19 protein-coding genes and 4 pseudogenes are annotated in these 26,618 nt (G+C 35.1%); 4 read left to right on the forward strand and 19 right to left on the reverse strand.

The features are described 5' to 3' along the window. Positions 1-419: 419 nt before the first annotated feature. From nhaA to thrS, 8 genes and pseudogenes are all read right to left on the reverse strand, one after another. Complete coding sequence (gene nhaA / locus L950_RS01355; RefSeq protein WP_021191514.1) at positions 420-1,595, reverse strand: Na+/H+ antiporter NhaA; 1,176 nt, start codon at positions 1,593-1,595, stop codon at positions 420-422. A gap of 560 nt (positions 1,596-2,155) precedes the next feature. Then, on the reverse strand, positions 2,156-2,314 hold the full coding sequence (locus L950_RS36985; RefSeq protein ID WP_084825334.1) for a DUF3060 domain-containing protein: 159 nt from the start codon (positions 2,312-2,314) through the stop codon (positions 2,156-2,158). A 245-nt stretch (positions 2,315-2,559) separates the two neighbouring features. Beyond that, a complete protein-coding gene (locus tag L950_RS01360) occupies positions 2,560-3,408 on the reverse strand; it encodes a tetratricopeptide repeat protein (protein ID WP_021191516.1) in 849 nt (282 codons plus the stop codon). A 17-nt stretch (positions 3,409-3,425) separates the two neighbouring features. Then, on the reverse strand, positions 3,426-4,844 hold the full coding sequence (locus tag L950_RS01365) for a hypothetical protein (RefSeq protein WP_021191517.1): 1,419 nt from the start codon (positions 4,842-4,844) through the stop codon (positions 3,426-3,428). A gap of 180 nt (positions 4,845-5,024) precedes the next feature. Next, a complete protein-coding gene (gene rplT, locus L950_RS01370; RefSeq protein ID WP_021191518.1) occupies positions 5,025-5,369 on the reverse strand; it encodes a 50S ribosomal protein L20 in 345 nt (114 codons plus the stop codon). Between the two features lie 97 nt (positions 5,370-5,466). Next, a complete protein-coding gene (rpmI, locus tag L950_RS01375) occupies positions 5,467-5,667 on the reverse strand; it encodes a 50S ribosomal protein L35 (protein ID WP_021191519.1) in 201 nt (66 codons plus the stop codon). A gap of 40 nt (positions 5,668-5,707) precedes the next feature. Continuing rightward, positions 5,708-6,271, reverse strand: a complete 564-nt coding sequence (gene infC / locus L950_RS01380) for a translation initiation factor IF-3 (RefSeq protein ID WP_021191520.1) — start codon at positions 6,269-6,271, stop codon at positions 5,708-5,710. A 12-nt stretch (positions 6,272-6,283) separates the two neighbouring features. Next, positions 6,284-8,206 (reverse strand): annotated as a pseudogene (gene thrS, locus L950_RS01385) (threonine--tRNA ligase). 448 nt (positions 8,207-8,654) lie between these two features. Here thrS and L950_RS01390 point away from each other — a divergent pair. Next, positions 8,655-9,278: a 7-carboxy-7-deazaguanine synthase QueE gene (locus L950_RS01390; protein ID WP_021191521.1), complete on the forward strand. Its 624-nt coding sequence runs from the start codon at positions 8,655-8,657 to the stop codon at positions 9,276-9,278. A 77-nt stretch (positions 9,279-9,355) separates the two neighbouring features. On the opposite strand, the gene L950_RS01395 is transcribed toward L950_RS01390, so the two are convergent. From L950_RS01395 to L950_RS01410, 4 genes are all read right to left on the reverse strand, one after another. Further along, complete coding sequence (locus L950_RS01395) at positions 9,356-9,637, reverse strand: hypothetical protein (RefSeq protein WP_031289227.1); 282 nt, start codon at positions 9,635-9,637, stop codon at positions 9,356-9,358. 44 nt (positions 9,638-9,681) lie between these two features. Further along, positions 9,682-10,605 carry a hypothetical protein gene (locus L950_RS01400; protein WP_021191523.1) on the reverse strand — a complete coding sequence of 308 codons (924 nt, stop codon included), beginning with the start codon at positions 10,603-10,605 and terminating at the stop codon, positions 9,682-9,684. 199 nt (positions 10,606-10,804) lie between these two features. Further along, a complete protein-coding gene (locus L950_RS01405; protein WP_021191524.1) occupies positions 10,805-11,878 on the reverse strand; it encodes a Gfo/Idh/MocA family oxidoreductase in 1,074 nt (357 codons plus the stop codon). Between the two features lie 2 nt (positions 11,879-11,880). Beyond that, positions 11,881-13,170: a Gfo/Idh/MocA family protein gene (locus L950_RS01410; protein WP_021191525.1), complete on the reverse strand. Its 1,290-nt coding sequence runs from the start codon at positions 13,168-13,170 to the stop codon at positions 11,881-11,883. A 477-nt stretch (positions 13,171-13,647) separates the two neighbouring features. Between L950_RS01410 and hisG the strand changes: the two genes are divergently transcribed. Together hisG and hisD are read left to right on the forward strand one after the other, a co-directional pair. Then, positions 13,648-14,499, forward strand: coding sequence for an ATP phosphoribosyltransferase (gene hisG, locus L950_RS01415; protein ID WP_021191526.1), 852 nt, complete (start codon positions 13,648-13,650; stop codon positions 14,497-14,499). A gap of 35 nt (positions 14,500-14,534) precedes the next feature. After that, positions 14,535-15,824 carry a histidinol dehydrogenase gene (gene hisD / locus L950_RS01420; protein WP_021191527.1) on the forward strand — a complete coding sequence of 430 codons (1,290 nt, stop codon included), beginning with the start codon at positions 14,535-14,537 and terminating at the stop codon, positions 15,822-15,824. Positions 15,825-15,893: 69 nt separating this feature from the next. Here the strand turns inward: hisD and L950_RS01425 are convergent, their stop codons facing one another. The 4 genes and pseudogenes from L950_RS01425 to L950_RS01440 all read right to left on the reverse strand — a co-directional run bounded on the left by L950_RS01425 (position 15,894) and on the right by L950_RS01440 (position 20,164). Further along, positions 15,894-16,382, reverse strand: coding sequence for a hypothetical protein (locus L950_RS01425; RefSeq protein WP_021191528.1), 489 nt, complete (start codon positions 16,380-16,382; stop codon positions 15,894-15,896). 49 nt (positions 16,383-16,431) lie between these two features. Beyond that, a pseudogene (locus L950_RS01430) lies at positions 16,432-17,317 on the reverse strand (bifunctional 5,10-methylenetetrahydrofolate dehydrogenase/5,10-methenyltetrahydrofolate cyclohydrolase). A 28-nt stretch (positions 17,318-17,345) separates the two neighbouring features. Continuing rightward, positions 17,346-19,136 (reverse strand): translation elongation factor 4, encoded by a 1,791-nt coding sequence (lepA, locus tag L950_RS01435; RefSeq protein ID WP_021191530.1) that lies wholly within the window; start codon positions 19,134-19,136, stop codon positions 17,346-17,348. Between the two features lie 104 nt (positions 19,137-19,240). Then, positions 19,241-20,164, reverse strand: coding sequence for a cation diffusion facilitator family transporter (locus L950_RS01440; RefSeq protein WP_021191531.1), 924 nt, complete (start codon positions 20,162-20,164; stop codon positions 19,241-19,243). Between the two features lie 456 nt (positions 20,165-20,620). Between L950_RS01440 and L950_RS01445 the strand changes: the two are divergent. Continuing rightward, positions 20,621-21,762: pseudogene (locus L950_RS01445) on the forward strand (pyridoxal phosphate-dependent aminotransferase). Positions 21,763-22,564: 802 nt separating this feature from the next. On the opposite strand, the gene L950_RS01450 reads toward L950_RS01445, so the two are convergent. The 3 genes and pseudogenes from L950_RS01450 to L950_RS01460 all read right to left on the reverse strand — a co-directional run bounded on the left by L950_RS01450 (position 22,565) and on the right by L950_RS01460 (position 26,597). Further along, the gene (locus L950_RS01450) at positions 22,565-24,313 is read right to left on the reverse strand and encodes an ATP-binding protein (protein WP_021191532.1); all 1,749 of its coding nucleotides are present in this window, start codon (positions 24,311-24,313) and stop codon (positions 22,565-22,567) included. Further along, positions 24,313-25,432: pseudogene (locus tag L950_RS01455) on the reverse strand (sensor protein KdpD). Before L950_RS01455 ends, L950_RS01450 begins: the two are co-directional and overlap by 1 nt. Positions 25,433-25,541: 109 nt before the next feature. After that, positions 25,542-26,597: a porin gene (locus tag L950_RS01460; RefSeq protein WP_156169480.1), complete on the reverse strand. Its 1,056-nt coding sequence runs from the start codon at positions 26,595-26,597 to the stop codon at positions 25,542-25,544. Positions 26,598-26,618: the final 21 nt, after the last annotated feature.

A 26,618-nucleotide genomic window follows, 5' to 3' on the forward strand; every position in this document is an offset into this window, starting at 1 on the left:
CTAAACCCTATTGAAAGGATCTCCCCTAGCACCATATGTTTAGTTGTTACCTAATGTACGCAATCGATTGATTTTTCATAATTATTCACGAAAAATGTTTTTAACATTACCATAACAGTTTGATAATTAACGAATAAAAATATAAAGGCTTATTGTAACAAGTACATCATGTAACAAAAAAAGACAATTCAACTTAATACCCATTAGTTTAAAGAATGAATTTAAATGATTGAACTACCTTGTGCATTAATTCTAAATAAAAAAGCTTTATCTCAAAATAGTGATCAAAGTCATTTTTATTCTATATAATACTAAATGATAATTATTGTTGAGAGAAGTTCAATCGATTGAAAAGTTTAAAACATAAAAAAGCAGTCCTAAAAATTAGGACTGCTTTATATCAAGATAATCTTATTTGATTATGCGATCTTCTTATTGCCAATACTAGCTAAAAATAAATAACCGATTGCTCCAGAAAATAAAGAACCAATCAGTACAGCAAATTTTGCTTCTTCAATTAACATAGGATCAGTAAAAGCTAATATAGATACAAAGATAGACATCGTAAATCCTATACCACCAAGTAAACCTACTCCAAAAATGTGCTTCCAATTTGCACCTTCCGGCAACGTACATAACTTTAATTTCGTCGCAATGAAAGATATACCTAATATTCCAACAGATTTTCCGACAACTAAACCACCTATAATTCCAATGCCCAAAGCAGTGGTCAATCCGTGAACCATTTCGCTATGAATAGTAATATTGGTATTTGCGATTGCAAATAAAGGGATGATGATAAAGTTTACAGGAGAAGTTAGTATGTGTTCCAATTTCTCAAGTGGTGACTCATCGTCTGTGGTATTTGTCGGTAACGTTAGTGCCACCAAGACCCCTGCTATCGTAGCATGTATACCAGAGTGGTGAATAAAATACCAAATGAATATACCCGGTATCAAATATGCCCATATTTTCTTAACACCAAAAAAGTTAAGTAATAATAAGAAAGCAAAAATACCTAAAGCAATGAACAAATAATTATAGTGCAGATCACCGCTATAAAACAATGCGATAACCAAAATAGCCAACAAATCATCTACAATTGCTAATGCGGCTAAAAAGATCTTTAGACTTGTTGGGACCCGATTGCCCAATAAAGTAATCACTGCTAAAGCGAAAGCAATATCTGTAGCCATAGGGATGCCCCAACCATGCTCAGTTGGTAATCCTTTATTAATAAACAAATAAATAAGGGCTGGTAAAATGGCTCCCCCCACAGCAGCTAATATGGGCAACAATGCTTTCTTTGGGGAAGATAATTCTCCTTCAACCAATTCACGCTTAATCTCTAAACCAACCAAAAGAAAAAATATGGCCATCAAACCATCGTTAATCCAAAGCAATACTGAATAGTTTAATTGAATATGGTCTGTTTCAAAGCCTACAGTTGTATTTAATAACTTACTGAATGAATCTGCTAATGGAGTATTGGCAACTATCAAGGAAAGAATAACACAGAGAAATAACAGAATACCACCTATGTTACTAGACTGCAGAAACTGTTTGAAAATTTTTAAATTGATTAATTTTGACATGAAGACTGTTTCATTTAGTGATCAATAAGGAAAAACATAGGCTCCAAAATGAAAATGGATCCTAAATATGTAATTCTACTAAGATAAGTTTTTCTTTTAAAAGAATGCAGATTTCGACCCAATATTCATGCTCCAATAGAGAAAAAAAGAGTTTCAATGTTAACAAAATAAATCATACAAGATACTTAACATAAACTTCACACATAATTTACCCAGAGATTAAAAACTAAACTTATCTTTATACTAAATAAAAAACAAAGAGATGATTAAAGATTTTGAAGTTCAAACATTAGAAAGTTACACCGATGTAATCGAGTTTACATTTGATGGAGATGATTTATTATCAGGTGAAGATTAACCTGCATTTTTAACAATTTTGTCGCACGCTTACAGCGTGTTTTTTTTTGTTTTAGCCTCAAAATAAAAAGGACCAATCAAATAATAAGTCCTTTTCATTAGATACCAAAAGAAGATTAAAATGTTTATTTAATTTTCATGACCATATTATCAACACCTTCTATTTCTGTGTCTGTTTTTCTTGTTTTATTCTTTGAGGACTTTTAATGTACATGGTTTTGAGTACCCTTGACATTCACAATATCAACATTATTTGCATTGATCTTATTCCCCATACCTTCTATACTAACTTTTGTTACGTTATTTAAACTCACTGAATTATTTGCGCCCTCTACCTCCAGTTTTACAAAAGATCCTTCAATTGTACTGTGTTATCCATACCTTCAATTTTGACAATATAATGCATGGTGACTTTTATTGTACGCTTGTTCCCCTTACCTTCTATCACAATCTCTTTTCCTTTAACCTGATGAACAGATGTATAGTAAATCGAAGCGTAAGTTACACTTGTCGCGACTAATACAACAGCTGCTATACCGAATAAATATTTTTCTTACCAGAAATTTGTATTTACCTGAACATAACAAATAGTAAGCCTATATAGTTTTTATTTTTTCAACCAGCTAAACCAACCGGAGCTCCATTCTTTCTTTTTCTCTAATGCCTTTTCATGCTTCGGAAAAAACTTTAGAATATTTTGTATTTTTTGTTTACCGCTTTCTGTATCATTCAATTCAAATGATGCTTCGGCAGACATCAACAACATTTCGCACCAATCATCATCTTCTTCCCAATTCTGACTTTTATACATTTCGTCAGACTCTTGAGCAATTCGAATGACATTGTTCCAGTCATTTAAATGAAAATAAGTACGGATTAAATGAAGCAGTATTAAATGAAAATCACCATGTGATTCCTCTTCTTCCAAAGTTGCTTTTGTAGAGCTATACGCCACCAATAAATCCTGCAATGCTGCTGTATAGTTTGCAGTTAAAAAGTATGACTTCCCTCTGAGATAATGTAACTTGCGATAATCTATTAATGCCATCTCCTGTATGGGTTTTGTCGCTTCATAGTTATTAGCACAAGCAATACATTGTTCATATTGTTCCAATTGGAAATAGTTTTGCATTAACATGTACCAATTTGAAGCATCATCAGGTTTACTTTCCAGCTCTTTCTGCCAATCTTTTAACGTTTCAGAATCTCCACGATGATTGATTAAATCAAAACGAGCATTTTGAATTTCCATATAGGCCTGACGCGTAACAAATAAATCTTCCTCATCGTATTCAGCATATTCTGAAGATTGAATCAATTCATCATATTCCCGAGAAATTGTTTTTAAACGCTCTTCAGCTTCCTTAATATACCCGAGCTTAAATTCGCATTTCGTTACATAAGCTGAAATTCGAAGGTAGTTTGGTAAATCAAATTCTTTAAAACTATCATCCAATAATTCATGATAATTGATTAGTGCATCTTCAAATTCATTTTTTTCAAAATAGGCATCTGCATGGTATTATACAGCTCCCAGAATCTACTATACGTCAGTCCTTCTTTACAGATCTCAATCACTTCATCGTATTTTCGTTTACTGCTCAGCGCTAATGCATAATTATTACAGCACATGGACATGAGCTGATGGTTAATGAAGTAATTCGCTTCAAATTTATTTTCGTGGAAATAAGCTTTAAATGCGAGGTATGCTCTTTCAAAAAACTGTAAGCGATAATTCAATAAGGCCATATCGAGTATTGGTGAGCCAATTGAATTTTCGAATTCCGAAAATTCGCAACCGGAATTAAAATAGTCGATAGGTCCATCTTCCGGCCAATTTAATACGACGGGCAATTGTTTATGAACTTCGTAATAAGTGAGTATATAACGGTATATAGTAACTGAAAAACCACCTAATTCGACAGCTTTTACCAGATAGGGTAAAGCTTCTTCATAGTTACCACCTTCAAGAATATAAGTTCCCGCAAAGTGATAGGGTACAAACCAATCTGGATTAAGATCTATATAACGTTTTGCTTCGATGAGAGGATCGGATAAGTCCAATCCCAGTTCTTCACGAAAATTACGTTGGACCATAATTGCAAAGTAAATACATTGCTTGTTTTCTAAGCCACCATTTAATTGATCTATTACCTGTTCATAAAACTTAAATATCTCTGCGTCAAGTTCAGGATCTTCATTTCCATACAACACAGCCTTAGTACCGGCCCAACCGATCATGTCATAATCATGATAATCCATTGCAAGCTGTCCTATATCTAGGTAAAGCAATACATTATTGGAAAGAATATCATGTTTGTATTTTTTAAATTCAGCTAAGGCTTGTTGATGTTGATCTAAATTTTCACGGAGTATCATTGCTTTAAAGAGTAAACTCTCTGTTAGCAAAGCACATTTACTAATACGATCATGGGCGTATAGCACTTCATAAATAGATAATAATTCATTGATATTACCTATAGATTCATTAAACTTTTCATGCAAATAATTTAAATCAGCTTTAAAACGGCATACGTTCTCCAGTTCATCTTCATGAATACTCAACCTATCTATATACGATGCATACTCATCGTAATCTAGATCTTTATAAAAGAATCGTGTTGTTTCCAACAAACCAAAAAGAGCGGCCTCATTATTGGGCTCTATTTCAAGAATAGATTTATAAATTGTAATAACTTCCTGAAAATCTTCTAATAATAATTCCTTACTATCTTCTTCTGAATTTTGAAAATCAAGTTCTTTAAGTACAGTAGCTTTTAAAATTAGTGTGGGAATATCTTGAGGATTCAGTACCAGAAAAACTTCTAATTCGGACAAACAATCCTCATATCTTCCTTCTTCATACAAATTAACTAAATCTTGAAACTTCATAAACTACGGCTCTTTTATATAAAAATAAAAATATATTCCAAACTTCAAAACAGTTAAAAAAAATAAAGCTTAAAAGAGCTCATTATTAAAACGATAAATAATCGAAAGTTTGTAACAACAAAAAAGGAACCCTGATGGGTTCCTTTCCAATATCTAACAAATTGACTCAGGGTTAAAACTCTATTTTACTGCGTCAATAACTGCTTTGAAAGCATCTGGGTTGTTTAAAGCTAAATCAGCTAAAACCTTACGGTTTAAACCAATATTTTTAGCATTTAATTTACCAATCAACACTGAATAAGATAATCCTTGTTGACGGGCTCCAGCGTTAATACGTTGAATCCATAAAGCTCTAAACTCGCGTTTTTTGGTTTTACGGTCGCGGTAAGCGTACTGTAAACCTTTTTCTACTGTATTTTTAGCAATAGTATATACTTTGCTACGTGATCCATAATAGCCTTTCGCTAATTTAAGGATTTTTTTACGTCTTCTTCTCGAAGCAACTGCGTTAACCGAACGTGGCATATTTTTAAAATTATTTGGTAAAAGGCGTCATGTTTCTCAATGATCTTACAACCCTGTACCCGGTTAAAAAATTATTATTAATTAAATCGAATAAAACTTATTTACCGATAGCAAGCATACGTTTAACGTTGCCCATATCGCCATCAGATACATAACTTGTTGTTGTTAAGTTACGTTTACGTTTTGTGCTCTTTTTTGTCAAGATGTGGCTTTTGAAAGCGTTTTTTCTTGCGATTTTACCTGTTCCAGTAAGCTTAAAACGTTTTTTAGCGCTGGAATTGGTTTTTACTTTTGGCATAATACTTTAAATTTTATATCAATCTGTTAGAATTTTTTTATTATTTTTTAGCTACCAATTTAGGCGCCAAAGTTAAAAACATACGTTTTCCTTCTAATTTCGGTAATAATTCTACTTTACCTACTTCTTCTAACGCTTGTGCAAAACGCAATAACAGGATCTCTCCTTGTTCTTTGTGTACAATTGCACGGCCTTTAAAGTGTACGTAAGCACGAACTTTTTCACCGCTTTCAAGAAATTTGATCGCATGTTTCAATTTGAAGTCAAAATCATGTTCACTGGTATTAGGTCCGAAACGGATTTCCTTAATAACAGTTTGTTTTGCATTAGCTTTGATTTCTTTTTGTTTCTTCTTTTGCTCGTAAACAAATTTACTGTAGTCGATAATTTTACAAACCGGCGGAACAGCATTTGGCGAAATCTCAACTAAATCAAGTTCCAATTCATCTGCAAGCTCTAAAGCTTTACGTGTAGGATATACTCCTGTTTCCACATTGTCACCTACCAAACGTACCTCAGGCACACGGATTAGTTCATTAATGCGGTGATCTGGTTCTTTCTTCCTCATTGGTGGTCTAGGACCACCTGGTCTTTTTAATGCCAAATGTTTAAATATTTAAACGGTTATTTCTTTAATTAATACTTCTCTAAATTCGTCAGCAGTCATGGATCCCATGTCTACTGAACCATGTTTACGCACAGAAATCGTGCCACTCTCAGCCTCTTTCTCCCCTACAATCAACATATAAGGCAGTTTTTTCACCTCTGCATCTCTGATTTTGCGACCCACTTTTTCATCACGCAAGTCTATCAGTCCGCGAATATCGGAATTATTTAGCGATTCTAAAAGGTTTTTCGCATATTCTTCATATTTTTCTGACACTGGTAAGACGATAAATTGTTCTGGGGCAAGCCATAATGGAAATTCTCCAGCACAGTGTTCGATCAATACAGCAATAAAACGCTCCATAGAACCAAATGGTGCTCTATGAATCATCACTGGTCTATGCTTTGCATTATCAGAACCTGTATACTCCAGTTCGAAGCGCTCAGGTAAATTATAATCCACTTGAATAGTACCTAGCTGCCATCTACGTCCCAAAGCATCCTTCACCATGAAATCCAATTTAGGTCCATAGAAAGCTGCCTCGCCATATTCGACGACAGTCGATAATTCTTTTTCTGCAGCGGCCTCGATAATTGCACTTTCTGCAAGAGCCCAATTTTCATCGGTACCAATATATTTGGTGCGATTTTCTGGATCTCTTAATGAAATCTGTGCAGTATACTCTTCAAAACCTAATGCTTTAAAAACATACAACACCAAGTCAATCACTTTTTTAAATTCTTCCTTCACCTGATCTGGGCGACAGAATAAATGTGCATCATCTTGTGTAAACCCTCTTACACGTGTCAAACCATGTAATTCTCCAGATTGCTCGTAGCGGTAAACCGTACCAAATTCTGCAAAACGTACAGGAAGATCTTTATAAGAGCGTGGCTTTGTTTTATAAATCTCACAGTGATGTGGACAGTTCATCGGCTTCAAGAAAAACTCTTCGTCTTCAACTGGAGTTCTTATCGCTGGAATGAATCTTCGCCATATTTATCATAGTGCCCAGAAGTTACGTACAATTGTTTATTACCGATATGAGGTGTCATCACAGGTTCATAACCTGATTTTAACTGAGCTCTTTGTAAAAAATCTTGTAATTTTTGACGCAAAGCTGCTCCTTTCGGCAACCACAATGGTAATCCTGCTCCTACTTTCTCTGAAAAAGCAAACAACTCTAATTCCTTACCTAATTTACGATGATCACGCTTTTTTGCTTCTTCAATGAACTTCAAATATTCTGTTAATTCAGAAGCTTTTGGAAACGTTACCCCATAAATACGAGTCAATTGTTTACGAGACTCATCACCTCTCCAGTATGCACCGGCAACATTTGTTAATTTGATCGCTTTGATAAATCCCGTATTAGGAATATGTGGTCCACGACATAGATCGGTAAATTCTCCCTGTGTATAGAATGTAATCTTTCCATCTTCCAGATCTTTAATCAGATCTAATTTATATTCGTCTCCTTTTTCAGTAAAATATGCAATAGCATCAGCTTTAGAAACAGCTTTACGTTCGAAAATTTCTTTACGTTTTGCTAGTTCTAGCATCTTATCTTCAATCTGCTTAAAATCATCAGATGAGAATTCACGATCTCCAAAATCAACGTCATAATAGAAACCCGTCTCAATAGCGGGACCTATACCAAACTTGATACCTGGGTAAAGATCTTCTAATGCCTCTGCTAATAGATGCGCAGAAGAATGCCAAAGGTAGATTTACCATTTGTATCATTCCAGGTCAACAACTTACTGCAGAATCTTCTTCAATAGGACGAGATGAGTCCCAAATCTCTCCATTCACTTCGGCGGCTAACACATTTCTAGCTAAACCTTCCGAGATTGACAATGCTACTTGAGCAGCTGATGTTCCTTTTTCGTACTCACGAACGGAACCATCAGGTAATGTAATTTTAATCATCAACAAATATGATTATTTTTAGTAATTATTTATAAAACAATACCTTACAGACACACAACATACTAAATTGTTAATTATCAATAAGGCTTAATAAATTAAATCTATTCCTAGACCTATTATCCATCAAATATACTGAAAATAATCCATAATTGCACTTTTAAGTCTTTATTGCACTCCCATCATTGATCGACACATTTTAGTTCTACCCTTCAATTGGAAGATAGCACAACATAATGCAAACGTAACATAGGAATATTCATCATAAAAATGCTGAACTAACAGTTTATGATAAAAATTCGTTAATTATAAACATGGGGATATATAGAATCCTGTCTGCGACAAATAAGATCGTCAAGTAATTTGACTATCTAATCTAAAAGTAATGAATTGAAAACAATCCCGATATCACAATCTTTTTTATTATTTTTGCAATCTTAAATTCATTACTATGTCACATCAAGTTCCAGAAGACGGCACTTTACTTCCGTTGATGGAAGAGTTCTATACAATTCAGGGAGAGGGATTTCACACAGGAAAAGCTGCATATTTTATTCGATTGGGAGGATGTGATGTGGGGTGTCACTGGTGTGATGTTAAAGAAAGCTGGGATGCCACTTTACACCCGCTTACTTCTGCTGATCAGATTATTGAAAATGCAAAAAAATATCCTGCAAAGACAGTTGTCATCACTGGAGGAGAACCTTTAATCTACAATTTGGATTACTTAACAAGAGGTCTTCACGCAGCTGGAATTCAAACTTTTATAGAGACATCTGGTGCCTATCCACTAAGTGGCGAATGGGATTGGATCTGTCTTTCTCCAAAGAAATTTAAAGCTCCAAGAAAAGATGTTTTAGAAGCTGCCGGTGAATTAAAAGTCATTGTTTTTAATAAAAGTGATTTTGAATGGGCTGAAGAACATTCTAAATTAGTAAACAACGACTGTAAATTATATTTGCAACCTGAATGGTCCAAATATCCTGAAATGACCCCACTGATCATTGATCATGTCAAAGATAATCCTAAATGGAATATCTCACTTCAGACACATAAATATTTGAACATCCCTTAATCTAAATTTGGGATTAATAATAAAGCATAAAGGCGATCAATGATCGCCTTTATTTTTGAATGAATATTTTTTCGACTCTATTTCAAGTACTTCTCATGAAAATCTGGAAGTGAATATTGTTGTACTTCGGAACTAATCTTCAAATCCTTAACCAGAATATTACCTTGCTCATCAGTATCAATAAAATCTAAAGTAGGTTTCAGAACAATCTTCCCATTAAAATCCAATAAACCTTGCTTATTGTTTTCAGAAAATAGCAAATATGATCCTACAAAGTTGCTGATATTGCTTAAACCTCCAATAAGTGACACTCCTGAAGCATTAATGATACCATATCGATCTTCTATTGCATACACCATGTTCTCATCATTAACAGCATAAAGCACTTCAAAACCTACATGATTTATTTTTTTGCTTCATCATCAATAATCCAAAACAAACTACTACTATCAGAAACTATTGCTCTTTGTTTATTCAATACATCGATTGAATAAAAATTTGCAGGCTCCACAATTGTTCCATCCGCTTTTTTAACCCCAAACAAATGTTCATCACCATATGCGGCATTCTGCTGTGAAAACCATTTTAAAGGTGCTTTAAGTTCAAATGCATCTTGAAAAACACTTGCATCATCCAAGTTACTACCTTCATTTTCTGAAAGCTTAACAATTTTAACCTCATGAGGTAATTCAAATTCCTTTAAGTCACTTAGCTTAGTCAAAGCTGAGACTTCAAAACCTAAAGAATTATGCACCTGATCATTTAATTTCAGAACTGCTCCTGGTACATTAATCAAAAAGGGCAAACTACTTAGATAATAACTCGGTAGATCCGGAGCATACCAAATTGTCATTGCAACTTCACCTAAATAAGGGTCCACAACTTTCAACAATGCTTTTATACAGGAAACACCGTTGATGGTTTCTTTTTCGGACCCGTTTTCCAAGATAAGATAAGCATCTTTTGGATCAGTCGGATTCTTCAATAAGGGATAATCTGAAGACAGCACATCCTGTGAAAGTAGATCATCACCTTTTGTAAATGAATATTCCTGTTTTTTAGTTCGATCTGCAATCAGAACGTGCCCTAGATTATCAACTGATTTAATCTTCGTAGGTGAGGTAAAAATCGTAACCTCTTGAGCAGTGGTTCCTCCTTTTAAAAATGGCTCATAGAAATCTAACGCAAATTCAGGCACAGACTTTTCTAATTCTTCCACAGCGATCTGTCCTTTAAAACTCAATTTCATCTGCCATAGGTTATCCTGAGCTGTAGCAGAATGGGATAACAGTATAGTAAGAAATACAACATGAACCAATTTTTTCATACATTACAAATATAGCTCCTAAACAACAAAAGATAGACCAAAACGATCTATCTTTCACAATTAAAATTAATTTACTTTATTTCTCCACATTTTATTGTTTTAAATAAAATAGTGAACGATGGTTTACATATGCTGTTCTGCTAATTGCCTTATTACAAAATAACATACCTAAAACCATTATTTCTCTATTAAAAGTTCTTTACAACGTTATTATACTTTTGGTTTTCACAGCTTGGTCACATGCAAAAGCAATACGTAAACTATTCAAAGCATCTTCCGATTGCTTCTTTAAATCCAAATCCTCTACAATTGCTTTTTGAAAAAACAACTGTTCTCTGTTACAAAGATCTTGATGTGTAGGTTCGTCTTCTAAATGAATCCATTCATCCGCTTTTAAAAATTCATTATTTACATCAATATCAGCATGATGTACACGAATTGATTCTGTTTTGGTATGTGCTTCCACCGAATCCGACACTCCTTCTCTGACAGCATGATTTGGCACAATAGATACCGCCCCTTTAGGGCCAAACACATCTTTAACAAAAAAAGCAGTTTGACTGACCATAGGTCCCCATCCTGCTTCATACCATCCTACAGAACCATCATCAAAATGTAACTGAAGCTGTCCATAATTATAATTCGTTTCGGGTATATCATTTGTCAATCGAGCTCCGATAGCGGAAACTCGAACAGGCTTAGCGTCTGTCATTTGACACATCACATCAATATAATGAACACCACAATCTACTATTGGACTTAAACTATTCATTAAATTGCGGTGTACATCCCACATATAACCATGACTCTGCTGATTGAGATTCATACGCATGACCAAAGGTGTTCCCATCTTACGGCTAATTGCGATAAACTTTTTCCATGAAGGGTGATATCGTAAAATATATCCTACCACCAATTTTTTATTATACTTTATTGCTGCATCGATAACATTTTGAGCGCCTAGTACTGTATCTGCTAAAGGTTTTTCAAGAAAAACATGTGCTCCTGCCTCAAAAGATCTGATTGCATAATTTTCATGCGTATCGGGATAGGTTGAAATACAGACTGCATTTGGTTTTGTTTGCAGTAACGCCTCTTCAAAATCATCAAATTCAGGATAAGCTGCCTGAAGCGATTTATTCAATCTACTTTTACTTTCTCCCCTGGATACCAGCCCAACAATTTCAAAACCCGGTAAGTCATGATAGGCGCGGGCATGAGAGGCTCCCATGTTACCACACCCGACTACTAATATCTTAATTCCTACGTCCATACCTAAACAAATGGTGTTTTTCCCGGCTGAGGAATCCCGCGATTATCAGCTTGCATTTTCCAATCATATTCTAATGAAGTAGGGCCTAAAACTTCTGTCGATTGCATAATCTGATCATACGTAATCGCTTTCCCCGTATAAGCGGCCGTTCGAGACCAAATTGCAAGTAGGGTACTATTCGCAAGGTGTGGTCCATCGTTAATCACTTTTTTATCACGGATGGCTGCGAAAAGTTCATCATGCTGGGTTTGATACATATTATTGTTCCGTCCAGTAAACTTCCACGCTTTGTCACCATAAATCTCGAAGTTTGAAGGAATATTTAAGTTTGCACGACCGTTCTTTCCTATGACGTCCACTGAATTTCGGGAATCAGTTCCATTTTGTTGACGACAAGAATGAAAGGCCTTTAATCCATTTCCATAATCAAATTCAATAGACATATGATCATAAACGTTGCCGAATTTATCCAACTCTCGGGACTGTCTTCCTCCAGTTGCAATAATAGTCTTAGGAACAATATCTCCTAATGCCCAAGACATCATATCAACACTATGTATAGCTTGCTCGACAATTAGATCGCCAGAATATCTTTGGAAATAGAACCAATTACGTAACTGATACTCTAAATCTGACCAACCGGCCTGTCTTTCCTTATGACTTAACTCTCCTCCAAATCTAAAAGTAGAAACAGATTGTATATCACCAATATCACCTTGTTTTATCCTTTGAAAGATTTCACGGTTTGGTGTTGCATACCGAAAACAGAAACCACTTACCAAACAGAGATTCTTTTCTTTAGCAATCTTTACGCTTTCAAAAACTCTTTTCAAGTTTGGAATATCTACTGCAACAGGTTTTTCGCAAAAGATGTGCTTTCCTTTTTTGACGGCCTCTTCCAAATGATCTGGTCTAAAGTTTGGTGGAGAACAAAGTAAAACCACATCCACATCGGTATTCATCAATTTTTGAAATCCTAAAAATCCTAAAAAGATGTTTTTGCTATCGACCTTTACTTGATCATTTGATATCTGTCTTAATGAATCTAAACATAGGTCTACTTGATCTTGGAAGATATCTGCAACAGCGGTAATGACGACATTTGGATCTGCGCGCAAAGCTTGAGAAGCGGCCCCTGTCCCCCTACCGCCACAGCCTACAAGTCCGATCTTAATTTTCTTTGGAGCACTGTTTGCATACAAATTAAGGCTTGATGCAGCCAGAGCAGTCCCCAGAACTACGGTATTTGTTTTCTTTAGAAAAGAACGGCGATTTAGATTTTCTAAATTCATATTTTAGCTTATTATTTTCGATTGTACAAGTCCCTATTCTTCTTACAGACATCGAGAATTTAAAATTAATATTAAATTTATACTAAAAAAGTATAAATAGCTTCCAAATGTAATAATGTTGTGCATCATAACAACATCACGCAAAAAGAAGCTTGAAGCATACTCTAACGTAATTTCTATCGCATATTAAATATTTTAGTAAGGTAAAAAATGTTTAATTTCAATGCAGAAATGTCATATTTACGCTATCTCTATTTTATTTTTATCAATTAATAGCTATTTAAATTTGATTTCTATTAACAAAATACTATTTTTGACACATTATTAATACAAACATGATTTTTGCTCACGGACATCACTTTCATATGCATCATCGCCATTGCGGCGATATGTAATAAGTGTGTTTCTACGTGAAGCATTTTTTCCCTTGTGTTTGATTTCTATTTATTAATAATTTACAGCTAACATTATAAAGCTTTGAAAAATCTTAAAATTGCTATCCAAAAATCGGGTAGATTAAACGAAAAATCAGTTCAATTACTTAAAAACTGTGGTCTCGACTTCGAAAATTATAAAAGTTCTTTAATAACAACCGTTTCCAATTTCCCTCTTGAAATTCTTTTCCTTCGTGATGATGATATTCCAGGATATGTAGAGCAAGGAATTGCTGATCTCGGAATAGTTGGTGAAAATGTCATTGATGAAACTGAATCTGAAGTTAATTATCTACAACGTCTCGGTTTTGGAAAATGTACTTTAAAACTAGCTGTTCAAAAAGATAGTGATATTAAAGATTTAAGAGATCTTAATGGAAAATCTATTGCAACTTCTTATCCTGTTATTTTAAAGAAATTTTTAGATGAATACCGCATCGAGGCAGATATTCAGATGATATCAGGATCTGTTGAAATTGCACCTGGCTTAGGGTTGAGTGACGCTATATGTGATATTGTCTCTACGGGCGGAACCCTTAAAAATAATGGATTAAAACAGTTTGCCGATGTCCGTAAGTCTGAAGCAATTCTTATCGGTCGTCCAGGATTGGAGGATAACGAAATCTTAGCAGAACTTTTACAGCGAATCCAGTCGGTGTTAATGGCAAAAGAAACTAAGTACGTTGTTCTGAATGTTGAGAAAGTTAATTTACCTACTATAACAGGTCTTTTACATGGTGTAAAATCACCGACTGTTGTTCCTTTAGCAGAAGAAGGTTGGGTTGCCGTTCATACCGTTATTTCAGAAGATGATTTCTGGGGTAAGATCAACAAGCTAAAGTCTGCAGGTGCCCAAGGAATTGTGGTCATGCCGATCGAAAAAATTATTATGTAGTTAATAAGCGCACTGCGCTTAAAATAAAATTCATCATGCTTAAAACTTTTGAATATGCTCAGTTAAATCCCATTGAATTACAGGAATTAACAACGCGTAATACTGATCCTTCGCATGCTATCCAAGATACTGTCTTAGATATTATACAAGAAGTTCGTCAAAATGGTGATAAAGCTTTGATTAGCTATGCACAACAATTTGACAAAGTTGAATTAGAAAAACTTTACCTTGATGCTAACGATATTGACGCACTGGCATCAACGATTAATCGCGAACAACAAAGGGCTTTAGAAATTGCGTTCCAGAATATTCATAAATTCCACTCTTCACAAGTAAAGCGTGAGCGAGTTGTAGAGACCACGATAGGTGTAAAATGCTGGCGGGAGAACCGTCCTATTGAAAAAGTCGGTCTTTATATACCGGGAGGCTCCGCTGTTCTACCAAGTACACTATTAATGTTAGGTGTACCGGCGCGAATTGCGGGATGTAAAGAAATCATCGTTTGTTCTCCTCCCCAAAAAAGTGGAAAAATAAACGGTTTCGTAGCCTATTGTCTCAAATTATTAAAAATCGAACGCATTTACCTTGTCGGTGGTGCTCAAGCTATAGCGGCAATGGCTTTTGGATCGGAAACGATCCCTAAAGTTGATAAAATATTTGGACCTGGCAATCAATTTGTGACAAAAGCAAAAAGCATTGTTCAAGGTATGGCCAATGTAAGTATCGACATGCCTGCTGGTCCATCTGAAGTTTTAGTAATTGCTGATGAAACTGCCACACCTGCTTATGTAGCTGCAGATCTATTAGCTCAAGCTGAACATGGTGCGGACAGTCAGGCTGTACTGGTAGCAACTTCCAAAGATATTATTGAAGCTGTAAATCTTGAATTAGAAAAGCAACTTGCTATTTTACCCCGTTTTGAATTAGCAAGCAAAGCAATCGAGAACTCCTATGCGGTGTTAGCAACTGATTTAAATGAGGCACTGGCGTTTAGTAATTATTATGCACCAGAACATCTGATCCTAGAAACCGATCAATGGGAACGTCTTGTTCGTCTTATTTTAAATGCAGGTTCTGTCTTTTTAGGACACTTAACGCCTGAAAGTGCGGGAGATTATGCTTCTGGAACAAACCATACTTTACCCACATCAGGATATGCAAGATCCTATTCAGGTGTATCTGTAGATTCATTTGTAAAAAAGATTACTTTCCAACATATAAGTCCGGAAGGACTACTTAATATTGGTTCTACTGTGGAGATCTTAGCAGAATTAGAGGGACTTCATGCACATAAGAATGCTGTTACCATTCGAAAGGAAAATTAAAAATTTCAAATCAAAAGAAAAGCCTTTCAGAATTTCTGAAAGGCTTTTTTATTAAAATCTTATTTCGATTTAGTTTTTCAATGCTTCACCAACTTTTTTGGCTTTGTCACCTACAGCTTTAGCTGCATCTTTAGTACCTTCAACTGCAGATTTTCCAGCTTTAGCTGTTGCGTCAGCAGCTTTATCGATAGCATGACCAGTTGCATGGGCGGCATCCTTAACGCCTTCTTCAACATCTCCCGCTACTTTAGCAGTACCTGCAGTAATTTTTTCCCAAGCAGTTTTTGTCTCATCTACCGTTTTACGTGCAGCTTCTTCAGCTTTCTTATCTCCTTTTGCTATTGCAGCATCTAGATCTTTTTGAGCTTGCTCATATTTAGCTTTCGCATCAGCTGCAGCAACGTCTGCATGTTTATCTAAACTATCAAGAGAATTATCTAACTTTTCTCCGACTGTGACTTCTCCATCACTATTTTTATCTTCTTTTGGCGTGTTATTACAAGCCGCAAAAGTTAATGAAACTCCTGCGAATAATGCTAAAAATGCAACTTTTTTCATTTCGTATATTTTTTGGTTAACAGATTTAACCAAACAATATTTATGCCAATTATGCTTTAGGATAAATTGTGCCTTTTGCCGCTTCTAGTGTATTCTTAAGTAATCCTACAATCGTCATCAAGCCCACTCCTCCAGGTACAGGAGTTATCCATGAAGCTTTAGGAGCGACTTGCTCAAAATCTACATCTCCATATAATTTAAAGCCAGATTTTGTTTCTGTTGAGTCTTCTCTATTAATACCTACATCAATTACAACTGCGCCATCCTTCACCATATCTGCAGTAACAAAGTTTTTCTTCCCAATTGCAGCAACAATAATATCCGCACGTAAAACTTCTGTTTTAAGGTCTTTTGTACGACTATGTGTTAAGGTAACTGTGCAGTTACCTGGATTAGAGTTTCGTGCTAAAAGAATACTCATTGGTGAACCAACGATATTACTTCTACCTACCACCACTGCATGTTTACCTGCAGTTTCAATTTTATAATGATCCAGCATCAACATAATACCATAAGGTGTTGCTGGGATAAAGCAAGGAAGATTTCGTTGCATTCTGCCCAATTGATGGGATGAAAACCATCTACATCTTTTCGGTAATCTATTGCTTCAGTTATTTTATCGGGATCGATATGCTTTGGAAGTGGTAACTGCACGATCAAACCGTCAATATTTGCATCCGCATTTATTTCTTGAATTTTCGCGATCAATTGTTCTTCAGTCACATCAACATCGTAACGAATATTAGTAGATTCAAAACCTACCAATTCACAATTACGCATTTTACTCGCCACATAAGTTTCACTACCTCCGTCGTTTCCAACTAGGATAGCCACTAAATGAGGTTTACGTCCAGCTTGCGCTGTAAATCAGCTGTATCTTTTTTGATATCTTCTTTGATTTTAGCTGATACGAGTTTACCGTCTAATAAATTCATTTTTATAGGAATAGGATTTTTTAAGTTTCTAATCTAATTTCAGTACAGCCATAAATGCCGATTGCGGTATTTCAACGTTACCTACTTGACGCATTCGTTTTTTACCTTTTTTCTGCTTTTCCAAAAGCTTACGCTTACGAGAAATATCACCGCCATAACATTTTGCTGTTACATCTTTACGTAAAGCAGAAATTGTCTCACGGGCAATAATTTTCATTCCAATAGATGCTTGGATACGAATTTCAAACTGTTGGCGAGGTAGTAATTCTTTTAATTTTTCACAAATTTTCTTACCAAAGTCATATGCATTACTTCTGTGAATCAGAGATGACAATGCATCTACAGGTTCATCATTTAAACGGATATCCAAACGGACCAAATCCGATTGACGGTAACCTATCTGTGTATAATCAAAAGAAGCATAGCCCTTGGAAATCGTTTTTAACTTATCATAAAAATCAAATACAATTTCACCCATTGGCATCTCAAATACCAATTCAACACGGTCTGAAGTTAAATATGACTGATTAATGATTGCACCACGTTTTTGGATACATAAAGACATAATCGGTCCTACGAAATCAGATTTAGTAATGATATTTGCTTTAATATAAGGTTCCTCAATAGCATCTAATTTACTCGGATCTGGTAAATCGGATGGGTTATGAACCTGAACTTCTTCATTATCTTTTGTTAAATACGCTTTGTAAGATACGTTGGGAACAGTGGTGATAACAGTCATATCAAACTCACGCTCAAGACGCTCTTGGATAATCTCCATATGAAGCATTCCTAAGAATCCACAACGGAATCCAAAACCTAGCGCTGCTGAAGACTCTGGTTCAAACACTAAAGATGCGTCATTCAATTGCAAACGGTGCATAGATTCACGTAACTCTTCGTAATCTTCTGTATCAACAGGATATATTCCGGCAAAAACCATTGGTTTTACTTCTTCAAATCCTTGAATAGCACCATCACAAGGTCTTTCCTTATGAGTGATCGTATCGCCAACTTTTACTTCACGTGCTTCCTTAATCCCGGAGATGATGTATCCAACATCACCTGTTCTAACGACATCTTTAGCAACTTGATTTAATTTCAAAGTTCCGATCTCATCCGCAGAATATTCCTTTCCTGTAGCAACAAATTTCACTTTATCACCTTTACGGATCTCACCATTTTCAACTTTGAAATAGGCCATGATACCACGGAAAGAGTTATAAACTGAATCGAAAATCAAAGCCTGTAAAGGAGCTGTTGGATCACCTAGTGGTGCAGGAACCCGCGCTACAATGGCTCTTAAGATATCAGGGATACCAAGACCTGTTTTACCAGATGCTGGAATAATATCTTCACGGTTACCACCAATTAAATCAATGATCTGGTCTTTCACTTCCTCTGGCATAGCACCAGGAAGATCCATCTTATTTAAAATTGGAATAATCTCTAAATCATGTTCTAATGCTAAATAAAGATTCGAGATTGTTTGTGCTTGTATACCTTGAGAAGCATCTACAATTAACAAGGCTCCTTCACAGGCAGCAATGGAACGTGATACTTCATAAGAAAAATCGACGTGTCCAGGAGTATCAATTAAATTTAAAATATACTCTTGACCGTCTTGTATATAGTTCATCTGGATCGCGTGACTCTTTATGGTAATACCACGTTCACGTTCCAAATCCATATTATCTAGTAATTGTGCCTGCGCTTCACGTTGTGTAATGGTGTTAGTGTACTCCAATAATCGATCGGCTAATGTACTTTTACCGTGATCAATGTGTGCGATGATACAGAAATTACGTATGTGCTTCATATAGGATTTTTAAAAATCGTTTCTAAAAAGCAAAGATACTTTTTTTGACAGACATTTAGGCTAAGCTCTCCCCTATTTATGCACATAATTTCATGATTTATCGATTAAGATAAAAAATGTTTTCGATTTGCTGTGACGTTTTCGACTTGCCATTCAATCTCAACTGTAAACTCTTGCGATCTTATCGGACAGTCTTTTACCTGACAGTAGCTGCAACATTCAGGGAGGCATGGATCTGCGTGAATAAAAAACTCGGTTTCAACAGACATTTTGGTATTAACTATTTTATCTAAAATCGAGATTTCATCGTGTACTTTAATTAAAGAATAATAATTCGGAAGTGTCAAGTGACAATCTACATGCAATTCATTGCCATATCGTTGGACACGCAGATTGTGTATATCAATCCAATCTGTATGACGGTTTTCCTGCAAAACTTGAACGACTTCTTTTACAAGATCTACATCTGACTCATCCATAAGTCCACCCACTGACTGACGTAACAATTTATACCCATTATATAAAATAAAAGTGCCCAAGACAAAAGAAATAGCAATATCGATCCACTTTAAGCCTGTTAATTTCATAAGAATAAGACCGACTACTAGGCCTATTGTACTATAGGCATCAACTTGTAGATGTTTACCGTCGGCTTCCAATGTAAGAGAACCCAATGCTCGCCCTCTTTTCATGATGTAGAATCCAATTATAAAATTAATCAGGGCCGTAACAGAAACTAAACCGATCCCTTCTTCCAAATTTGATAATGTAGATGGGAAAAAGATATTATAAAATCCTTTTACTAATATGATTGATCCGGCTATAAAAATAAGTCCCCCTTCCAAGAAAACAGAAAAGAATTCAACTTTTCCATGGCCATACGGATGATTGTTATCTTTAGGTTGAGCGGCTAAATAAATACTATAGAAAGCAAAACTTGAGGCAATGACATTGACAATACTTTCCGCAGCATCGGTGAAAATAGCATTGGAAGCAGTAAGGAAATACGCGACAAATTTGATGATCATCAATCCCAGCCCTGTCAAAAGGATAGCAGAACTAATCTTTTTTGCTTAGACATAATATTACTTTATTTTCGCGACAAAGGTAGTCATATAACGCTACGATTTCCTTTTTAGTTTGAAACTACTAATCTTTTAGCATACTCTTTTACATCAATGCAATCTGATAAAATGAAATGGTGATCAATGCTAAGCAGAAATATCATTATAAAATTTATCGTATATTTCTAACATAGTAACATCGGTAATATAGGAGATGAAAGATTAGAATAGATGTTATTCTAAAGCAATCAAAATCTTAATAATTTTACATATTTTCAGTAAAAAAGAAGCAATCGTTTGTCTTTTTTCAAGAAATTAAAGTATTATTTGCATTCTAAATAATATCTTTGTCTTACCATGAGCACACAATCATATTTATCAGATAGGATAAACAACTTATCCGAGTCGGCTACGCTTAAAATGACTAAGCTTGGTCGCGAATTAGCCTCAAAAGGCGTTAATGTTATCAGCTTAAGTGTTGGCGAACCAGATTTCAATACTCCTGAACACGTTAAAGAAGCTGCTAAGGTAGCTTTAGACGAAAATTGGACACGTTACTCGCCAGTTCCGGGATACCCAGAATTACGTCAGGCTATTGTGAATAAATTGAAGATTGAAAATAATCTTGATTATGACATCTCTCAAATCGTAGTTTCTACAGGTGCAAAACAGTCTTTATCAAATGTTATTTTAACACTTGTTAATCCTGGTGATGAAGTTGTAATACCCACCCCATACTGGTTTCTTATTCAGAAATGGTTGTTTTAGCTGAAGGAAAATCGGTTTTCATCAATACTGAAATCGATAATAACTTTAAAATTACACCTGAACAACTTGAGGCCGCTATCACGCCTAAAACTAAATTGTTCATGTTCTCATCACCAAATAACCCTACAGGTACGGTGTATAGTAAAGATGAGTTAGCTGCTTTGGCAAAAGTATTTGAAAAACATCCACAGGTATTTATCTTATCAGATGAAATCTATGAACATATCAATTTTGTAGACAAACATGAATCTATCGCTCAATTTGATAGCATTAAAGACCGTGTGATTATCATTAACGGTTTCTCCAAAGCATTTGCAATGACCGGCTGGAGATTAGGTTATATTGCTTGTAATAAAGAGATCGCTGCTGCAAATGATAAATTACAAGGACAAACGACATCGGGAACATGTTCGATATCACAACGTGCAGGAATCGTTGCTTATGAGCAAGGATTAGCATCAGTGAATAAAATGAAAGAGGCATTTGCTCGTCGTCGTCAACTGGTTTATGATCTATTATCCGCAATTCCAGGAGTTAAAACAAACTTACCTGAAGGCGCTTTCTATTTCTTCCCAGAAATCAGTTCTTTCTTTGGAAAAAAAGATGAGAATGGAAATGTAATCAACAATTCATCTGACTTAGCTCTATACCTACTGAATGTAGGTCATGTCGCAACAGTTGGTGGTGATTCATTTGGAAATGACAAATACATCCGTCTGTCATATGCTGCATCTGATGAAAGCTTAGTAGAAGCTTTAAGACGTATCAAAGAAGCATTAGGCAAATTAGCATAAACTTTTATAACCCATAATAAAAGAAGAGGCTCTCTTTAAAGATAGTCTCTTCTTTTGTTATATACTCAGATTAGCCCAATTTTCTACGTAACATGGCAAGGGAACGGATATGATTTATCTTGTCGCGGTATGCCGTATTCATAAATCCTTCTGCTAATTTTATTTCGGCATACGGCATATCAAAGCTGTCGTATGGGTTTTACGTCAATTCCGAATACAAAATAAGCTCCCCAATATGATGTTCAATAAATTCAACTAAAAATCAGACTTTCCCTAAGTGCATCTATTCTGTACGAGAAGCTTTTTTAATTTAAACAAGAGGCTAAATAATATCAGAATTTTACTCGCCAGTAAACTAAATTAACTTAATAGTAAAATAATATTTCTCTAAAAGCATGTTACGTAGCAATACCTATAAGCCATGCAGAGTTAATAATAAGCAATAGCGTAAAATGAACTACCGTAAGAATAAAAACAGACGGCCAAATTTCAATATACATTGGCCAGCGTGATGAATCAATTGGACATGGCGAATTACTACACCGCTGCAACGCAAAATGGTTTACCAAAAACGCGAAGACAAACGGCTAAGTTGGTATATACATTGACCAGAGTGATAAATCAATGCGCCATCGCGCATTGCTATCATACCTTTAAGCAAAATGAATGCGCAACACCACTTGTTACAACTACCAAGCACACAGGAACCTTTACCCTATTGTGGCCACTCCAAATCTCAAAGCGAAAATTATGGAATGAAAAATATATTAGATTTTCTCAATCTCAAGTCTTGCTACAGACACTAGTTTTTTTTAAAATTATTGGTATCAATACGATTCAATGTAAAAGAAAAAGTACTTCCTGAACCATATTCACTATCAACAGTTATAGTCCCCCCCTGTGCTTCGATAAACTCTTTACTGATACTTAAACCCAAACCTGTACCTTCTTTTTTTGTTCCCGGAATTCGAAAATACCGTTCAAATATTTTATCCTTATACCGATCTTCTATACCTTGTCCAGCATCTTTAATTGCAAATTTCACTTTATCCTCACTAGATCCAATAGAGATCCCAATGATAGCATTTTCATAGGAATAACGTACTGCATTTGAAAGTAAGTTGGTCAATACCCAGGCTGTTTTTTCATTATCAGCGAGCACATCTGGTAGGTTATTTTCCATTTGCAATTGCAATTCTATATGTTTTTGTTCTGCCATCGCTTTTGTTGCCCGTATAGCATATTCTATGAGTTCGCTCACATTGGTCGGTGCTACATTTAACTGAATGGTCCCACTTTCAACCTGCGTCATATTCAAAAGCTCACCTGTAATTTTCAACAACCTCCCGGTATCCTCGCGGATACTTTGAACAAGATTATTTTGATCTTCATTGAGTACACCAATTTGTTTATTTTCTAAAAGTTGTAACCCCATCTTTATGGAGGCAATCGGTGTTTTAAGTTCATGCGATATGGTTGCTATAAAATTCGTTTTAGCGAAATCCATTTCTTTAAACTGGGTAATATTACGCAACATGATGACCTGTCCTATAAATTGAGAATCTAATTCTCCCGTCGGTACAATATTGATATCGACAATTTCCTTCTCAAAATAACTTTCTTTACCATTTGCATAAATCTTAAGAAGAGTAGCTTCTCGTTGTTTCTGATCCTGAAAAATATCTTTGATAAAATCACGTATCAGATCATTTGTCACCGCTACATCCTGTATTTGCTTTCCAATTAGCTGTTCATTTTGTAAACCAGAAATTTTCAAAGCTTCTTCATTCGCGAATAATACCACCTTCTGTTCATCAATCCCAATTACAGGATCATGCATGTTATTAATAAGAGTATCTATTCGTTTTTTCCCTTTTAATATTTTATCCAATTTACTTTCGGCATATTCTTCTAGTTTTTCAGCCATTGTATTAAAAGAATTTGCAAGCTCTCCAAATTCATTACGTTTATCATAATGTATTCGTTTTTTATAGTTTTCATTTGCAATCTGCTTAATGCTTTCTGTCAATTCTTTAATAGGATTTGCAATATTTGATGGCAGGTTAACGATCAGAACAAAAGCAATCAGAAAACACAATGTTCCGGTAATGGAAATGACAGCAATGGCTTTTTCTGCAGTTACAGAAGCAATATCACTTTTACGTTCTATGGCTTCCATATTGAGACGCATCAATTCAGTAATGTCTTTTCTTATTTTGGAAAGCAGCGTAACATCCGCTTTATTTTCAGTAAACTGATAGAAATGTTTTTCGACCATCTTTGTAGCCTGCACCTCTCCGATTTCAGTAACATTATGCTTTTGTTTCTCTAGATTTTCCTTAAAATCATGTAACGCTACTGGATCAACATCATATTCTTCCAATGCCAACAGCATATTGCGGGCATATTGCAAAGTATTATAATTGGCAACGAGAATATTATTGGTATCCCTTTTCAACTGATTGATATACCAGCCACTTACCACAACCAATAGTACAATCATCAGAAAAAGTGACCCAACACCAAAAGTTAATTTTGTCTTTATACGCATTATGAAAGAATTATAAGATCAATTTTTTCGTTTGAAAGCTTCGTCAGAAGTTTATTAAAAGTATTTGTTGCCCAAATGATTTTGATTAATCCCAAATGTGGCTTACCTATACAAACTGTCGTTATCTGTTTTGCTTCACATTGCTCAATAATGGCTGTAGCGATCTTGCTATGATTAACCTTTATAATCTCGGCGCCCAATTCTGTTGCTAATTTAAAATTATTAATCAAATGTCGCTGTTTATCCAGCGCTATTTTAGAAACACTTTCTTTAGGCGTTTGTACATAGAGAACAAACCATTTACTATTATAATAGTTTGCTAACCTTGCAGTCTTACGAATTACGATCGTAGCAGTCTTCTCATTTGAACTTACACAAGCTAGAAATTGCTCCTTCTTCATATATTTATGATGAATAACCTCCGTCTCAACTTTCCTTTGCACCTGTGAAGCAACTTCTTTTAAAGCCAGTTCACGTAATTGCAAAATATGATCACTATTAAAAAATTTGCTAATGCCATTTCTATCTTAGCAGCATCATAAATTTTACCATCTTTCAATCTATTTATCAACTCTTCAGCTGTTAAATCAATATTAACGACCTCATCGGCCAATCCCAGCACACTATCGGGTATACGTTCCTGTACATCAACACCTGTTATATTCTTAATCTCATCATGCAGACTTTCAATGTGCTGAATATTGACTGCGCTGATCACACTGATACCTGCATCCAATATATCGACAACATCCTGCCAACGCTTAGCATTGACACTTCCTTCAATATTACTATGAGCAAGTTCATCAATTATGACAATTTCAGGATGTATGTTAATAACCGCCTGAACATCCAATTCTTCAAGCTCTTTTCCCTTATAAAAAAGTTTACGTCTGGTTATCAACGGAATACCATCCAATAATGCATGTGTTTCTTTTCTATTATGAGTTTCAATATAACCTATTTTAATATCTACCCACTATGTAGAAGCATATGTGCCTCTTGTAGCATACGATAAGTCTTCCCTACACCAGCGCTCATACCGATATACAGTTTAAATTTTCCTTTCCTAGATTTTTTTATCAGCCCTAAGAAATGTTCCGCATCTTTTCTTTCTTCCATATAAGTGTAGATCATGTTATTAGCTCTCTTGTTATTTTATAAACCAGTATAAAACAACAAGAGAAATAATAATTTGATTAAAAACGTAATGCCAAAGAAGTAATTCCAATCATATTATCTTTTTCCAAAGAATCATTCGATCAGCAAAAATAGCATCTTTACTCTGTAGTCTCTTTAACTCTGTTCGCCATACTAAATTTGAGAAAACCACATAATCTACTGAAAAGGAATAACCAAATGTTTGAAAACCATTTGTAGTTCCGGTATTAATAATTATCCCTTTCTTATCTTGATAATATTCACCTCGTAAAGCTATAGCAAAATCATCATGAGGTTTATAGGAAGCGATCAAAACTGGAGTAAACCATGTGTTATAATGACTGCTTCCTTTTTCTTTTTGTTCAGCACCAATATCAAACCCTGTTATAACCGTAAATTTATCATGCAGTTGGAACTGTCCATAAAAATTATGAAAATACCGCATCTGACGAACAGAATCGGCTTTATCATTACCAATAAACGAACTGCTGTTTAAAGTTATTTTATCCGTGGGCCTATACGTTAACTGATGCCCAAAAGCGGGGGTACTGTTTCCGTCAATCCGCTGAATTCTTTGCCAGCCATTTAAAACTAATCCGCTCATCATCCATTTACCGTCATCGGTCGTATACGATATCTTAGCTCCTGTTTCAAAATAAGGAGAGTTATCCGCTCCTATACTACGTGTCAGGGTATAGCAATCCTTACTAATGGCGCTTTCAAATCCAATATGAGATGGCAAAACACCAGCATCAATCCATAAATTATGCTTTTCTGAAATCTTGATACCGACATTTGCTTCGTAGATATTTTTCAACGTTACTGGTTCAGCAGCATAATTTGCATTCATATAAGTACCAGCCGCCAATGCCAGGTTAGTCCTGATTCTATCAGATTCATAATTTAATTTAATCATTCCAAGATTTAAATTAACCTCATTATTACGATGATGACTGTATACATATCCTGGTCGGGAATTATTTTTAGGGTTAGAAAAATCGTACTGACTGTATACTTCAACATAGCCACTAATCGTTAACGGATTTTTGATCTCAACGTTTTCTTGTGCTTGCAAAATATGGATAGTTCCTAATAACAATAGGGAACTGATGATATATTTTTTCATCTTAATTTTATCATTTTGTTG

It is taken from the genome of Sphingobacterium sp. IITKGP-BTPF85 (assembly GCF_001006065.1).
GTDB lineage: Bacteria > Bacteroidota > Bacteroidia > Sphingobacteriales > Sphingobacteriaceae > Sphingobacterium > Sphingobacterium anhuiense.